The 15313-nt window shown below is 65.1% G+C and carries 14 protein-coding genes; 5 read left to right on the plus strand and 9 right to left on the minus strand.

The features are described from left to right. Positions 1-39: 39 nt before the first annotated feature. Positions 40-345, plus strand: a complete 306-nt coding sequence (locus tag AUR_RS13905; RefSeq protein WP_062095173.1) for a hypothetical protein — start codon at positions 40-42, stop codon at positions 343-345. 13 nt (positions 346-358) lie between these two features. Here the strand turns inward: AUR_RS13905 and AUR_RS13910 are convergent, their stop codons facing one another. After that, positions 359-991 (minus strand): DedA family protein, encoded by a 633-nt coding sequence (locus AUR_RS13910; protein WP_164888685.1) that lies wholly within the window; start codon positions 989-991, stop codon positions 359-361. A gap of 74 nt (positions 992-1065) precedes the next feature. Between AUR_RS13910 and AUR_RS13915 the strand changes: the two genes are divergently transcribed. Then, positions 1066-1620, plus strand: a complete 555-nt coding sequence (locus AUR_RS13915) for an O-acetyl-ADP-ribose deacetylase (RefSeq protein ID WP_062095175.1) — start codon at positions 1066-1068, stop codon at positions 1618-1620. 53 nt (positions 1621-1673) lie between these two features. Here AUR_RS13915 and AUR_RS13920 read toward each other — a convergent pair whose 3' ends face one another. Beyond that, a complete protein-coding gene (locus AUR_RS13920) occupies positions 1674-2603 on the minus strand; it encodes a pseudouridine synthase (RefSeq protein ID WP_062095177.1) in 930 nt (309 codons plus the stop codon). Between the two features lie 112 nt (positions 2604-2715). Between AUR_RS13920 and AUR_RS13925 the strand changes: the two genes are divergently transcribed. Together AUR_RS13925 and AUR_RS13930 are read left to right on the plus strand one after the other, a co-directional pair. Next, positions 2716-3384 carry an ArsR/SmtB family transcription factor gene (locus tag AUR_RS13925; RefSeq protein ID WP_062095179.1) on the plus strand — a complete coding sequence of 223 codons (669 nt, stop codon included), beginning with the start codon at positions 2716-2718 and terminating at the stop codon, positions 3382-3384. Continuing rightward, complete coding sequence (locus tag AUR_RS13930; RefSeq protein ID WP_062095181.1) at positions 3368-4066, plus strand: SRPBCC family protein; 699 nt, start codon at positions 3368-3370, stop codon at positions 4064-4066. The genes AUR_RS13925 and AUR_RS13930 overlap by 17 nt, the downstream gene beginning before the upstream one ends. 74 nt (positions 4067-4140) lie before the next feature. Here the strand turns inward: AUR_RS13930 and yczR are convergent, their stop codons facing one another. Next, positions 4141-5592 (minus strand): MocR-like transcription factor YczR, encoded by a 1452-nt coding sequence (gene yczR, locus AUR_RS13935; RefSeq protein WP_062095183.1) that lies wholly within the window; start codon positions 5590-5592, stop codon positions 4141-4143. A 61-nt stretch (positions 5593-5653) separates the two neighbouring features. Between yczR and yczE the strand changes: the two genes are divergently transcribed. Beyond that, positions 5654-6328: a membrane protein YczE gene (gene yczE, locus AUR_RS13940; RefSeq protein WP_062099012.1), complete on the plus strand. Its 675-nt coding sequence runs from the start codon at positions 5654-5656 to the stop codon at positions 6326-6328. Here yczE and AUR_RS13945 read toward each other — a convergent pair. The 6 genes from AUR_RS13945 to AUR_RS13975 all read right to left on the minus strand — a co-directional run bounded on the left by AUR_RS13945 (position 6295) and on the right by AUR_RS13975 (position 15224). Beyond that, positions 6295-7125, minus strand: coding sequence for a DNA-formamidopyrimidine glycosylase family protein (locus tag AUR_RS13945; protein ID WP_062095185.1), 831 nt, complete (start codon positions 7123-7125; stop codon positions 6295-6297). The genes yczE and AUR_RS13945 overlap by 34 nt on opposite strands. Next, complete coding sequence (locus AUR_RS13950) at positions 7118-12142, minus strand: DNA glycosylase AlkZ-like family protein (protein ID WP_128397188.1); 5025 nt, start codon at positions 12140-12142, stop codon at positions 7118-7120. The genes AUR_RS13945 and AUR_RS13950 overlap by 8 nt, the downstream gene beginning before the upstream one ends. A gap of 56 nt (positions 12143-12198) precedes the next feature. Continuing rightward, on the minus strand, positions 12199-12840 hold the full coding sequence (locus tag AUR_RS20395) for a DUF4232 domain-containing protein (RefSeq protein ID WP_206616279.1): 642 nt from the start codon (positions 12838-12840) through the stop codon (positions 12199-12201). A gap of 103 nt (positions 12841-12943) precedes the next feature. Then, entirely contained in the window at positions 12944-13672 is a 729-nt protein-coding gene (locus AUR_RS13965; RefSeq protein ID WP_062095191.1) for a YcnI family copper-binding membrane protein, read from the minus strand. A 105-nt stretch (positions 13673-13777) separates the two neighbouring features. After that, the gene (locus AUR_RS13970; RefSeq protein ID WP_062095193.1) at positions 13778-14395 is read right to left on the minus strand and encodes a hypothetical protein; all 618 of its coding nucleotides are present in this window, start codon (positions 14393-14395) and stop codon (positions 13778-13780) included. Between the two features lie 43 nt (positions 14396-14438). Further along, on the minus strand, positions 14439-15224 hold the full coding sequence (locus AUR_RS13975) for an RNA polymerase sigma factor (protein WP_062095195.1): 786 nt from the start codon (positions 15222-15224) through the stop codon (positions 14439-14441). Positions 15225-15313 lie beyond the last annotated feature (89 nt).

Here is a 15313-nt window from a genome sequence, read left to right on the forward strand (position 1 = left end):
GATGGGATAGAGCGTCCGGGGCGACGATAGGGTGGTGGGATGCCTTCGTTCCAGACCAAGCTGAAGATCACCGGCCTCAAGCCCGGCAATGCGCCGGAGTCCGTGATGGCCGCAGCTGTGGAGGCCCTGGGCACCCGCCACCACGTGGAATCGAACCAGCTGGACATTGTGGGCGGTGTGCCCCAGATCAGCCTTCGGTTCACCGTGGACGCCCAGGACTACGCGGGTGAGAACGACGCCGCCCGGACGTCCGCTGCCATGGTGCGTGACGCCGTCGAACGCGTGGCTCTGACCGGTGCCCTCTATGTGCTGCGGCGCAGCCGGGGGCGCTGGTCGCCGATCTAGCGGAGGTGGGGCATCATTCGGGCTGCGGCAGGTCGCCGTCGAACGGTTCATCCACTGGTGAGGCGCTCCCGCGTCGACGCGTCGCGATCAGGCCCACCACGACGCCGATCAGCAGGCCCACGGCCACGCCGATCAATGAACTCGCCCAAAACGGCAGCTTGGTGGCTGATCCCGCAAAGTATCCCAAGCCAACCTGCCATACCGCCCACAGGATGGCGCCAAGCCCGGCGCACAGGCTGAATCCCCGGATGGACACGTTGGCAATGCCTGACGCGGCCGACGTCGCCAATCGCCCGGCCGGGATGAACCGCGCACCGATGATGGCCCCGTACGTTGAGGACCGTCCGGCCTTGGCGATGGCTTCGTGAATGGCCAAGTGGGTTTTCCTTCCCCAGGACCACCGGTCCAGCACGTGGCTGATGCGCCGTTTGAAGAGCAGGTAGACGGCCATATCGCCAAGCCATGAGGCGAACGCGGCCAGGAACAAGATCAACCAGAAGTTGGCGTGGCCGTCAGCCGCGAGGGCGCCGCCGGTGATGACCACCATCTCTGACGGAACGGGCGGAAAAATGGCATCACCAAGCACCACGGGAACAATCCACAGGTAGATGGCCGATCCCCACGAATCGGGCGAGATGAAGTCCACCCGCACAACGTACCGCACTTGCCGTGCCCGCCGCTTCCCTTGCCGTTGCCCACCCGCGACGGAAGACTGGCGGCATGCGTATAAGGATCCTGCAAGGCGACATCACCACGCGAAGCACGGACGCGATCGTCAACGCCGCCAACTCATCATTGCTCGGCGGCGGGGGCGTGGACGGTGCCATTCACAGGGCGGCCGGGCGCGAATTACTGGAGGCTTGCCGGGAACTGCGGCGGAACGAACTGCCCGGCGGCCTGGACGTGGGGAAAGCCGTGGCGACTCCCGGGTTCCGGCTTCCTGCGCGGTGGGTGATTCACACCGTGGGGCCCAACCGGCATGCCGGGGAAACGGACCCGGGGCTGCTTGCCTCCTGTTTCCGCGAAAGCCTCGCGGTTGCCTCGCAGTTGGGCGTCGGCAGCGTGGCTTTTCCCGCGATCAGTGCCGGGATTTACGGTTGGGATGCGCGCCAGGTTGCGGAGGTGGCGTACGACGTCGTCACCGCCTTGGGGGACTCCGTTCCGGAACGAGGCGGTTCAGGAAACAGCGGCCCGGGAAGTCCGCTGGAAATAGTGGAGTTCGTGCTGTTTTCGGAGCAGACGGCGGCCGTCTTTCAGTCCGTTTTTGAAGGTTAGGGCTGTGTTTGAAGGATAGGGCCGCGCATGTTGGATAGGGCCGCGTCGGAGCGTCAGACGCGGGCTTCGCTGAGCTCCAAGCGGCTGCGGTACTCCACGGGCTTCTTACTGATGGGGTCAACAAAACGGATACCCCTGGCCAGGAGTTGCAGCGGCTTGCTGTAGTCGTCCGGCGCCTTGTCCAGCAGGTCCGGGTAGAACGCATCGTGGAGGATGCCCAGTCCCAGTGAGGCCATGTGAACCCGCAGTTGGTGGGTTTTCCCGGTGTGTGGTTCCAAACGGTACAGCGCGCGGCGCTGCGCCCTGGCGTCGAAGGTCCTGATCTGTTCAATCCGGGTCTCCGCATTCGGTTCGCCGTCAACCACTTCTGCCAGTAGGTAGCTGCGGGACTTGGTCATGCGGTTGCGGACAACTGCGGGGAAGTCGACGGCGGGATACCCTGCGGCCGGGGTCGCGGCAGAGACGCACTCGTAGTCCTTCTGGACCTGGCGTTTTTCGAAGAGCACTTGGTACTTGCCGCGTGTTTCCGGGTTGGTGGACAGGAGGAGGATACCGGCCGTCATTCTGTCCAGACGGTGCATGGGGATGAGGTCTGGCAGGTTTAGGAGGTTCCGCAGCCGGACCAGTGCCGATTCCTGGATATAGGTGCCGCCCGGGGTGGTTGGCAGGAAGTGCGGCTTGTCCACCACCAGGATGTGCTCGTCCTGGTGGAGGATGTTGATTTCCACGGGCAAGCGGGTCTCCGGCGGGAGCGTGCGGTAGTACCAAATGAAGGTGTGGTCCTCCAGTTTGGTGGCCCGGCTCAACGGGATTCCGCCTTCGCCCACAATTTCGCCGGCGTCGAAGCGGTCCTCGATGCCTTTGGGATCGATGTGCCCCCAGCGATGCATCATGTAGTCCATCGCGGTCTCCCACGGGCCCTCATCCGGAAGCCGGAGGCGGGTTGCGTTCACGCCGTCGCGCACGGGGAGGGGGGATTGCATCACCGAATAATTCTACGTTGCCCGGCAGCCCCTCCCTTGGACCCTGGGGAGGGGGCTACCGAACACAAAAAAGTTCTTGACAAAAAAAGTTGTCGGTAGTGATACTTGAGGCATGTTGGACATCGAAGTGATCGAGGATCCCTCCGCGGCGGAAGCATCGCTGGATCCGATCCGCACCCGGATCCTGCAGGAACTCACTCAGCCCGCAACCGCAACGCAGCTGGCGGCCAGGGTGGACATGCCGCGCCAGAAGGTCAACTACCACCTCAAGGCCCTGGAGCAGCATGGCTTGGTGGAACTGGTGGAGGAGCGGCGCAAGGGCAACGTCACCGAGCGCGTCGTGCGTGCCACGGCAGCGTCCTACCTCATTTCCCCGAGTGCGCTGGCTTCCGTGGCGCCCGATCCCCGCCGCTTTGCCGACAGGTTCTCGGCCTTCTGGCTCCTCTCCCTGGCTTCGCGCACCGTGCAGGAAATGGGCAAGCTCATCTCCGGCGCAGCGGCGGCCAAGAAGAAGCTCGCCAGCTTCGCCATCGACGGGGAAATCACCTTCCGCTCCGCAGCCGAGCGGGCCGCCTTCGCCGAGGAACTCGGCGTCGCCGTGACGCGGCTCGTGGACAAGTATCACGACGGCGGTGCTGCCGCAGTGGCGGGCGGCGCACGGAAGCACCGGCTCGTCGTCGTACTTCATCCGGCATTGAAGACACCGGTAACGGAACAAACAACTGAACAAACAACGCACGCACCAGCAGAAAAGGACCAGAGCAATGACTGGCAACCGTAAGTTCGAAATTGTGGCGGACACCGAATTGCCCGGAACTCCTGAGCGCGTCTGGGAAGCCGTCACCAAGGGCACCTCGGCGTGGATGTTCCCCACCGACCAGTGGCCTGACGTGAAGACCGTGGAGGAACACCCAAACCACCTGGTTTCCCGCATGGAGGGCCCTGACGGCTGGTTCAACCAGTTGGAGCACGTCCTTGAGCCGCTTGAAGGTGGCCGGGCCAAGCTGCACTACGTGCACAGCGGCATCTTTGCCGATAATTGGGACGAGCAATACGACGGCGCCAGCAAGCACACCGAGTTCTACCTCCACACCCTGGGCCAGTACCTCCGCTACTTCGACGGACAACCGGTGGTCTTCACCGACGTCCAGGCACCTGCGGCATCCCGGACGCCGGACGGCTTCATCAAGTTGAAGGAGGCGTTGGGCGTCGAAGGAGCTGCTGCCGGAACTTCCATTGATGTGGACGTCGACGGTGTGGGACGGCTCAGAGGGGAAGTGGACTTCTCGAACGAGAACTTCCTGGGCATCCGCACGTCGGACACGATGTACCGCTTCTTTGGCCGGAACGCTTTCGGTGCACCGGTGGGCATGACTGTCCACGAGTTTGGCGGCAGCGGCGAGTCCGAGCTCACCGCCAAAACCTGGGGCGCCTTCCTGGAGCGGGTCTACTCGTCCAACTAACTGGCACTAAGGGTTGTTCCCAGCGCTGGGAACAACCCCTACTGCCAGTCAGATGGGGTCAGGCTGCTTAAAGGTCAGGCGACGGCGAACCTCTCTTCAGCTTTTAGGCTCCGGCGGAGTTGCGGGGAATCGCCCAGCTTGTCCTGTGCCTCCCGGAGCGCCTTGACCGCGGTTTCGAGTTGCGCGGGCGGAAGTGTGTAAGGCACCCGCATGTAGTGCTCGAACGCCCCACCGACGCCGAACCTTGGGCCGGCAGCCAAGCGGACGCCGAATTCCGGTGCGACCACCGTCAGTGCGGTGCTGCCGGGTGTGGGGAGGCGACACCAGACAGTCAGGCCGCCTTGGGGTCGCTCCACTTCCCACTCCGGCAGATGTTCGGCCAGTAGTTCCAACAGTGAGGCGCGGTTGTCGCGCAGTTCTTCCAGCCGCGACCCAAGCGGCTCGGCGTAGGAGCGCACCAGCCGTGCCGCTGCGAGTTGTTCCACCACCGGCCCGCCGAGGTCCATGGTCGTCCTGGTGGCCACAAAGCGGGTGATCAGTGGTGCGTCGGCGCGGATCCATCCGGTCCGGAGCCCTGCCCAGTGCGACTTGCTGAGCGACCCTATCGAAACCACGGCGGGACTGAAAGCTGACATCGGTGCGGCAGTGCCGCCGTCGAGGTTCAGTCCCCGGAGCGTCTCATCCACAACCAGCACGGTGCCGGAGGAGGCCGCGGCGCGTGCCAGGCGTTTTCTGTAGTGGTCGGGCATGAGCCGGCCGGTGGGATTGTGGAAATCCGGAACCAGGTAAGCCATGGCCGGCCGTTGTTGGTGCATGGCAGCGACCATCGCGTCGATGTCCCAGGAGTCCGGAGCGTCGGGGGAGGGCAGCGCGACGGGCAGGGGGCGGGAGCCCGCGGTGCGGATGGCGTCGAGGGCGTTCGGGTAACTCGGGTGCTCCACCAACACTTTGTGCTGTTTGCCGGCAAGTGTACGCAGAATGATGTTGAGTGCGTGTTGCGCGCCGGAGGTCACAAGGATTTGCTCCGGGGTGGTGGGTACGTCGTCGGCCGTGTACTTCGCGGCGATGGCCTCCCGGAGGACTGGAATGCCCAAGGCGTCGTAGCCGAATCCCGGCAGGAGCGCCGGCAACTCGGTCAATGCGTCCGCGAAGGCACGGTGGACCACCTCGCCGGCCGCGGGCAACGATGCGTAGGCCAGGTCCAGCAGGCCTTCGGGCGCGGCGAGGCCCGGCATGCTGACGGGAGTACTCCGGTGCGGAATGCTCGTCCGCCCTCGACTGCCTTGGCCCGCTGTCAGGAATCCTTGCTCGCGCAGGCTCGCATAGGCGGCGGTGATGGTGGTGCGGCTGAGTCCCAGGGTGGACGCCAGCGACCTTTCGCTCGGCAAGGCGACGTCCAGAGGAATGCGGCCATCCATCACCAGCAAACGCACGACGTCGGCCAGATCACGGTAGGCGGGCAGCGCGCCGGAGTTCCACGACCCAAGGAGTCGGGCCAGGGCGGTGGGGTTCAGTGAACTCGGCATCAGTCCAGTATTTCAAACTGGCTATGGATTACAAGGCCAGTTTTCATGAATTATGGGATTCATGATGACCCGAAGACTCACCCAACTCCTGCTCGGACTGGCCATGTATGGCATATCTCTGGCGATGTTCATTCGAGCCGGCCTTGGCCTTGATCCTTGGGATGTGTTCCATCAAGGAGTCTCGGAAAAGACGGGCCTCAGCATTGGGGTGGTGGTGATCGTGGTGAGTTTCCTGGTGCTTCTCCTCTGGATACCGCTGCGGCAGATGCCCGGTATTGGAACGCTGGCGAACGCGGTCCTGGTGGGCCTCTTTGCGGATCTGGGCTTGTGGCTGATCCCGGAGTTCTTCCATCTTGGCGGCCAGATCGCCCTGCTGGCGGGAGCGGTGGCGCTCAATGGCATCGCTTCGGCCTGCTACATCGGAGCCCGTCTGGGGCCCGGCGCCCGCGACGGCCTCATGACCGGCCTCGTGCGGCGGACGGGATGGTCCGTCCGGCTGGTGCGCACCGGAATAGAGGTCACCGTGTTGGCGATAGGTTGGCTGCTTGGCGGATCGGTAGGTGTTGGCACGGTGGTTTACGCCCTGGCCATTGGTCCACTCGTTCAGTTGCTGCTGCCGAGGTTCATGGTCCCGGAGGGCAAGCCTGATGCGGAGCCGGGTGTCGCCGCAGGGGCGGTACTGACGCGGCCTGAAAGGTCGTTTCAGGGCGCCGGCTGGCACCGGGGGCAGAAGTAAATGTCCCGCTCTTCGGTCCCGTCGGGTCCCGCGAGGAGGCCGTGCCGGATCTGCGTACCGCAGCGCCGGCAGGGTTGGCGGGTCCTGCCGTACACCCAGTAACCGGGACGCATGGCACGCGGGCCCAGCGTAGTCCGACGCCCGGGTCCAAGGTTTTCACCGAGGAGGCGCTTGGCGTCGGTGACGATTTTTGCAAGGTCCGGGACCTGGCCCACGGGTAGCGCTGGGTGGATGCCAGACAGGAAACAGGAATCACAGCGGTAGATATTGCCTATCCCGGCAAGCTTGCGTTGATCCAGCAAGGCGAAGCCAATGGGAACGTCCGGTTCGGCCTGCAACCTCCGTAAGGCCTCCTCTTCGTCCCAGTCCGGGCCCAGGAGATCCGGCCCGAGGTGGCCGACGATCTTGTCTTCCTCGCTGGTGGGCACCACATCCAGGATTCCCAGGGAGAAACCGACCGCGTCCCCTACGGGAGTGCGCAGCACACAACGGGCGGTATGACCAGGCTTCGTCCATCGGCCCCCGGGCGGGTAGACCATCCATGAGCCCTCCATCTTGAGGTGCGAGTGGATGGTCAATGCCCGCGGTTTCTTGCTGGCACCGGGCAGGGTGTCTTCCGGCCCCTCCAGACGCATCAGCAGATGCTTCCCGCGGGGCACCACCTCCACCATGGTCCAGCCCGACAGGTTCAGTGTGGCAAACCGGGGAACCCTGAAGTCTGAAGCGGTGAGGACCTGCCCTGCCAAGGCCTCGTGGAGCTTGTGTGCTGCCCGCCAAATGGAGTCTCCCTCAGGCACGGATACGCAGTCCCTTCGGTGTGGAGTAGGCGCCGGCGGCAGCCAATGCCACCGCTATGGGGGTCTCCAGGAGATCGTGGCCGTTCACTTTCTCCATGAACAGCTTGTCCACGGCGCCGCTCCGCACTACGCCCACCAAGGCCTCGGCGGCCACGGTCAAGGCAGCCTCGTCGTGGCTGAAGGTGAGCAGGGTCTTGCCGCCGCGCTCGACGTAAAGCACCAACGCGCCGTCGACCATCACCACCAAAGCTCCGGCCTTCCTGCCCGGGCGGTGTCCCGAACCGGCTTCACCGGCCACACCCGGCCACGGGAGGGCCGCGCCGTATGGGTTCGCCGGGTCCGTTGCCGCCAAGGCCAACGCTGACGGCTCGGCCTTGGAGATCCGGGCGTCTTCCGTGAAGGACCGCAGCCTGTCCACTGTGGCAGGCACCGCGAATTGGGCCGCGCCAAGGTGTTCAATGAAGTAGCCCCGGCGGCACCGTCCTGCCTCTTCCAACCGGGCCAGGACCTTGTACATCAGCCCAAACCCGCCCAGGATGTTCTCGGCCATGACGGACCCGCGCGTCACCACTCCGTACCTGTCCAGCAGGAGCTCCGCGGTGCCGCGTGCATGGATGGTGGGGTCGAGCTCCGGGGCGGGAAGCGCGGACCAACGCCCGACGGCGAGCGGCGGCGTGGGTGCCGAAGCAGCGGTTGAACCGTAGCGTCCGCCGCTCAATCCCGGGGAGCCAAGGAGGCCTGCACCGTGGCGGCCCAAACGGCTCATGCGCGGTGCACGGGCCCTCGGGGCTTTCGCAACTTGCCGGTGGGCCGTCCGTCCTCCGGCGATCATGGCACGGACGGGGGCAAAGGTATCCCCGGTAACCCTGCCGACCCACACCAGGTCCCACAGCGCTGAGACGACGGCGTCGTCACTGAGCACGGCGTCCATGCCCCCGGCAACGTCCGTCAGTTGCCGGAAGAAGTAGCCGCCGCCGGCACTGAGGTAGTCCAGCAGGCGCTGCTGGGCATCGCCCGGTTCGAAGTCCGGCGAAGGGCTCAGGGTCAGTTCGGCAGAGTCTGCAACGTGGAGGCTGATCCATCCGTCATTGCCGGGCAGCTGGCCGGCTCCGGACCACAGCAGTTCACCCGCTGCCATGAGCTCGTCGAGCATCGCGGGTTTGTAGTCGGCCACCCTGCTGGCCAGCACCAACGGTTCCCATGCCGATGCCGGGACGGGAACCCCGGACAGTTGGTCCACGGCAGTGATGATGCCATCCAGACCCCGCAGGGCCGAGCCCCTCGACTTTCCCTGGGCACTGACGTTTTGCCATGCGGGAAGGAAGCGACCGTAAGCGGCGGCGTCCACCGGTTCCACTTCCGCCCGCAACGCAGCGAGGGAGCGGCGCCGCAATTTCCGCAAGACCTCGGCGTCGCACCATTCGCTGGCAGGAGGAGCTTCCGGGCCCATCAACTCGGGATCGGTGGTTTCAGGGTCCAGGGTTGCGGCGACGGCGTGTGGTCGGAACTCACCCTCCACAACCCTGCCGTCTGCCGCCAGCCGTTTCAGGGCACTATTGACGACGGCGACGCCCAGTCCCAGCCGCGTCGCCGCTTCGGCCGCAGTGAATGGTCCATGCGTGCGGGCGTAACGGGAAACGAGGTCTCCCAGCGGGTCCTGCACAGGTTCGATAAAGGCCAGCGGCACACCCATGGGAAGGGGAACACCGATTGCATCGCGAAGCCGCGCCGCGTCTTCAATGGCAGCAAAGCGTTCGACGCCGCCGATTGTCACCTTGAGGGCGCGGTTCGCTTTCTGCAGTGCCAACAGGTGCTGCTCTGCCTCAGCGGGAGTTCCGGGAGGAAGGGCTTTGTCTTCGGTGAGTTCCTGGTCCTCCGCATGGTCCGGAAACTGTTCCCGGTTCAGCAGCTGTTCCTGCTCCTGAACCAGTTCCTGCCCTTGCAGGCGCTCGGCTACTTCCTCCACGTCCAGCGGACCCAGCAGCCGGAGGAGGTCCGCAATGCCTTCCATCCCACGGACCCGACGATCCGGAACCAGCCGTTGCAGCTCCCGCTCGGTGGAATCGATGACTGCTGCGTCCAGGAGCTCACGGAGTTCCACCCTGCCCAGGAGCTCGTTCAGGAGGGTGGAGTCGAGGGCAAGAGCTGCAGCCCTGCGCTCGGCCAGGGGGGAGTCGCCCTCATAGAGGAACTGGGCGACGTAGCCGAACAACAATGATTTGGCGAAAGGAGATGGCTGCTGCGTAGTGGTTTCGACAATCCGCAGTTCCCTGCGTTCCACGGAGGCTGCGATGTCCTTGAGAGCCGGGAGATCGTAGACGTCCTGCAAGCATTCGCGCACGGTTTCCAGCACGATGGGGAAAGACGGGTACTTCTTGGCGACATCCAGCAGCTGGGCGGAACGCTGGCGTTGCTGCCACAGCGGTTGCCGCTTGGTGGGATTTTGGCGCGGCAGCAGCAAAGCGCGGGCAGCGCATTCCCGGAACCGCGACGCGAAGAGAGCGCTGCCGCCCACCTCTGCGGTGACGATCTGTTCCAGTTCCTCCGGATCGAAGAGGAACAGCTCCGCACCGGGAGGCTCGTCCTCCATCATGGGCACCCTGAGCACAATGCCGTCATCGGCAGCCATCGCCGATCCGTCCAGGCCGTAACGCTGCTGGAGCCTCTGCCCCACAGCAAGGGCCCACGGCGCATGGACCGGCATGCCGAAGGGGCTGTGGAGGACCACCCGCCAGTCACCCAGTTCATCGTGGAAGCGTTCCACCACCAGCGTTCGGTCGCTGGGCACAACCTCGGTGGCCTGCTTTTGCTCCTCGAGGTATTGAATCAGGTTGCTTGCCGCGAAGGTGTCCAGACCGCTGGCCTGGCAGCGTTCCATGGCCGGCCCGGTATCAGCTGCCGAAAGTTCCCGGATGAACGCGCCCAGTGCACGTCCGAGGTCCACGGGACGGCCCAGGGAGTCACCCTTCCAGAACGGCAATTTGCCCGGCTGCCCGAAGGCAGGGGAGACGAGGACACGGTCATGCGTGATGTCCTCAATTTTCCAGCTGGTTGCTCCGAGGGCGAAGACGTCCCCGACGCGGGATTCGTAGACCATTTCCTCGTCGAGCTCGCCCACGCGGCGGCCGCCCTTGGCTGCGCGGGACGATGGGCTCGGGCCGTCGCCGTCAGAGCCACCGGAGGAACCGGTCCCTTCAACTTCGGTACCGATGATGTACACGCCGAAGAGGCCGCGGTCGGGAATGGTGCCGCCGGACGTGACCGCCAGCCGCTGGGATCCGGGCCTGCCTTCAATGGTTCCTGCGTGGCGGTCCCACACGATGCGGGGCCGCAGCTCGGCAAACTCATCGGAGGGGTACCGGCCTGCCAGGAGGTCCAGCGTGGCCTCGAAGGCTGACCGGGGGAGGCTGGCGAACGGCGCCGAGCGGCGAACGGTGCTGAACCATTCCTCGACGTCGATGCTCTCCAATGCGGTGGCCGCGACGGTCTGCTGGGCAAGGACGTCCAGCGGGTTGGTGGGGATGCTCAGCCGCTCAATCTGGCCACTGAGCATCCGCTCCACCGTGACGCTCGTGTGGAGGAGGTCGGCCCGGTGCTTGGGGAAGAGGACGCCCTCGGAGATCTCGCCTACTTGGTGCCCGGCACGACCGACGCGCTGGAGGCCACTGGCAACCGAGGGCGGGGACTCTACCTGGATGACAAGGTCCACCGCGCCCATGTCGATGCCTAGTTCCAGTGATGACGTTGCAACAACACAGCGCAGCCTGCCGGATTTGAGGTCGTCCTCGATCATGGCCCGTTGGTCCTTGGACACTGAACCATGGTGTGCCCTGGCAAGAACGGGATCGCTTCCGCTGGTGCTGCCTGCCTGGGCCATCATGTGAGCGGGTGTTGCGGTGGAAACAGGCGCCTTGGCCCGGGATGCAGCGGAAGCGTCATCCTGCCCTGGTCCGGCGCCCCAGTCCTCCGTATTCCCGGCAGCCGGCTCAGCCCACGGTGAACCCGCCTCCGCCATGAGTTGGCGTTCCGCGTAGATCTCGTTCAACCGGGCGGTCAGCCGCTCCGAAAGGCGACGTGAATTGGCAAAGACAATGGTGGACTGCTTGGAGAGGACCAGATCCACAATCTGCTCCTCAACGTGCGGCCAGATGGAAGCTTGCGGCTGCAATCCGGAAGCCGGCCCGGAATCGAATGCGCCGGCAGCACCCTGGAGGTCCGACATGTCCTCAACAGGCACGGTGACCGTCAGGTTCCAGTTTTTCTTGGAGGGGGGAGCAACGATCTCCACCGGAGCCTGCCCGGCAAGGAATTGGGCCACCAACTCGCGCGGCTGCACTGTGGCGGACAACCCGATGCGTTGAGCGGGCTTGGGCAATAGCGCGTCCAGGCGTTCCAGCGATACAGCGAGGTGGGCACCGCGCTTGGTGCCGGCAACAGCGTGGACTTCGTCGATGATCACGGTGTCCACTTCGCTGAGCGTCTCGCGTGCACGCGACGTCAGCATCAGGAACAGGGACTCCGGCGTTGTAATGAGGATGTCCGGAGGGTTGGACAGCAGCGAGCGGCGATCTGCCGCCGTCGTATCTCCCGAACGGACGCCAACCGTCACCAGCGGTGCGGGCAGGCCCAAACGCTTTGCCGTTTGCGTGATGCCGATCAGCGGGGCGCGGAGGTTGCGTTCCACGTCCACGCCGAGGGCCTTGAGCGGCGATATATAGAGGACGCGGGTCTTGGTCTTGGGACGCTTGGCGCGGCCCTTGGCCGGCGCCGGAACCTCCTCAAGTCCCGGCAAAGCATCCGACGGGGCAGCGTGCAGCCTGTCCAACGCCCAGAGGAACGCGGCCAGGGTTTTTCCCGAACCGGTGGGGGCTACCACCAAGGCATGGGAGCCGGAGGAAATGGCATTCCACGCGCCATCCTGGGCGGCCGTGGGCTCACTGAAAGCGCCGAGGAACCATTCCCTGGTTGCCTGGCTGAAACGGCTCATGGCGCCTGTGGACGCCTGCTGCTCCTGCATTCCTCCATCATGCCCCACGGCCCGGACATAATAAGCCCGGCCCGTGGGGAGGCGGTTTAGACCGCTTGGAATGCGGTGATGCTCAAGAGCTTGATGCCCATGTTGCTGCAGGCATCGTGGGGTTCGGCGACGAACAGGGATGCCGTGTCTTCGGGCGGGTAGATGCGGTATCCCGCTGCCGGGACCTTGGTGCAGTCGCCGTAGTTCCCGGCCTGCGTGTACCGAAGCTCCGCCCATGCGGACTTGCCGGGGGCCAGCTCGATCCTAGTGACGGGCGTGGTCGTTTCCCGCGTGGCCGGTTCGCCAATGGGATCTCCCGTGGCGTTGGCTGTGAGGGACACCCCGGCGAAGCCTTCCAGGACACAGGTTGCCGAGCCTGAGTTGGTCAGAATCAGTTTCTCGTAGATGCTTCCGGCAGCGCCGCCACCGGTGGCGTCCGTTGTTGCAGTCAACGAATCCGCCTTGCACAAGGCGGGCGCGGCCGGAGCAGCGGACGTGGGGGCTGCCGACGGTGAGGTGCTTCCGGACGGAGCAGTCGACGTCGACGACTGCGAGGGCGAAGCGGACGGCGTGGATGAACTTGGCGGTGCGCTGCTGCTCCCCGAAGGGCTCGGGCTGGGCCCGCAGGCGGCCAGCATCAGCAGCGAGGCAGCCGCCGTCGTCGTCAAAAGTCCGGTCTTGATGCGCTGAGTCCACATGGGCACCAGCCTTGCTGCGGCCGTGGCGGGAGTCAATCGAGCCACGGCGACCGCCACGGATTGGCGCCCGGATTGTGATCTTCCGGGCGCCAATCGTGCAGGGCTACTTGGTTGTTGTGCCCGTCTTTGCGGTCCGGCTGCGGAGGAACGCCGCGCCTCCCAGAACCAGGCCGGCCAAGCCGGCGATCAAACCGGCCCAACCAAGTGCGGTCGAGTCGTCGCTGGTCACGGAAGCGGCCTGCTCAGTGGTTTCCGTTGACACGCCGTGGTGGCCGCCGGACGAGTCGGCAGGGGTGATGGTCACCGAAGGGGCGGGGGACTTGAGGTCATCCTCTTTCCGGCCATCCTTGGGAACTTCGGACCAATCCACCTGGCCCTGCTCGCAGGTCTGCAGCGTGGGGAAGTAGATGGTCTTGCCCGCTGCATCAGGCAGCTTGACCGACAACACCAAGGCATCCCGCAGGTGCGGATCCAGCGGGGTCTTGGCCGTGTAGACGATCTGGCCGGTGCGTTTGGTGATGCTGGTCCCGTCGTCCAGCTTCTTCGGTGCGTCGAGGGTTTCGGTCACCTTCTCAACGGTCCAGTTGGGGTTCACCGTGGGCTGCGCATCCGTCAGTTCCTCAGGCAGCGTGATGGTCACCTTCGTGGTGGGGGAGGTATCGCAGCCGTGCGGAATGCCAAAGGTGACCAGCGCGTAGGAGTTGGCAGCGGTCTTGTTTGGATCGGCGCCGACGTGGGCGGACGCCCCGGCGAGTCCGGCCATCATCAGGGCAGCGGTGGCACCGGCTGCAGCGGTCGTGGACAGGGCACGGCGGAGTACGGACTTGTTCATGGGAATGCCTTTCAAGGTGCGCCTCTGAGCGGCGCTGGGTACAGGTTTTTAGCCCGTCACCTCACAAGGCTTTTGCTTGTTGTGAACTTTGGGTGCCGGGCGGAGTCAGGAATGCACGACGGCGGCCGGCGGGCCGCGCCGGCTGTCTTGCCTGAGGTTCCGCCACGGGCGGGGGATGAAAACCACGGGTGCGCCGACGACCAGTGGCGTGGCACCGGCGTCGGGCTTGAAAAGCAGTGTGGGCAGTACAGCAAGCGGCCGGAGCCAGGCTGCAAGCTGCCACAGCGCATCCTCGCCCTTCGACAAGGCAACTGCGGACGCGACGGTGGCCAGAGCGTGCGCCACCAGCATGAGGGCTCCGGCGGCAGTTCCCGGATCATGAAGGTGGGCAGCGGGGTCCAGCACGGGTGTCAGGAGCTCGGTTCCCACGTGGTGACTGCCTCGTGGTCCGGCAGCACCCACCGGTGCAAAGGCGCTGAAAGCGTCGTGCAGGATGAACTGGCTCGCGCTAAGAAGCGCGGACATTGCCACCAGGTTCAGCTTGAACCGGGAAGCGAAGGTGGTGGCCAGGCCCGTTACGGCAACCAGCGCCAAGAGAACCGGGAACGTGGGGAGTTCGCCGCCGCCGGCAACGTGGGCACTTGCGGCCAGCAGCACGATCACCGTGGCGATCGCCGAAGAGCGCAAGGCATGGAAGGGAGTCCGGTGCTGCAGAGTGCGCACTGTGTCCTCCCTGTGTTGGCCGGCTGCTTGGGCACCTCCGATTCTATCGGGATTTCTGGAAAGGGCTGGCGGAGCGTTCAACCGAGGACGGCCTCAGGGTGCGTTCGATCTCCAGAAGCTCGGACAGTGCTTCGGCGCAGTGCAGGCAGCCCGCCAGATGGCTTTCTGCCCGCCTCCTGGCGGCGGCGGTCGCCGAGTCCCGCGCCAACCGCGCCAGGAGCTGCGAGATTTCGGAACAGCCTTTGCCGGCGGGCTGGCGGACGTGTGCCTGGAGATACGCCTGGCGGAGACCCTCGCGGGCGCGGATCAGTAACGAGGCAACGCCGTTGGGGTTCACCCCCACGTATTCTCCCGCCTCGGTGTGCCTCATGCCCTCAATGTCCACGCACCACAGCACCCGTTGCCATCGGGTGGGGAGCGAGCGGAAGGCCCGCAGCAGGGTGGTTGATTCGAACAGTGCGACGAAAGCGTCTGCCTCCTGGCTTGTTTGCGCGAGCGCCCTGTCCCGGTCAAAGGCCGCCCGGCGCCTGGCGCCGGCGTTGCGTTGGTGGGCCATCCGGCGCGTCGTGGTCAGCACATAGGAGCGGAAGTACGCGTTCGGTCCTTTGCCGGCTTCCAAAGCCACGAGGACGGCCAGGAAGGCTTCGGCAACAACATCGTCCACGTCGCTGAGGTTGTCTGCCTCCCTGCGTGCCACGTAAACGGCTGCATTTTTATGGCGTCTGTAAAGTTCATCGAATGCGGACAGGTGTCCTTGCCGGACGAGTTCTATCAAGTGATTGTCGCGGGCATTGGGGGAGTCGGCGGCTGCAGTGGTTGGGGGTTCCACACTTTGCCTTTCAGGGTCGGGGCGAGCGGCCCAAACCTAGGAAGAGCATGATTGGATTCACCGAAGATGCAGGAAAGTGGGAAAAACGG

It is taken from the genome of Paenarthrobacter ureafaciens (genome assembly GCF_004028095.1).
Taxonomy (GTDB): Bacteria; Actinomycetota; Actinomycetes; order Actinomycetales; family Micrococcaceae; genus Arthrobacter; species Arthrobacter ureafaciens.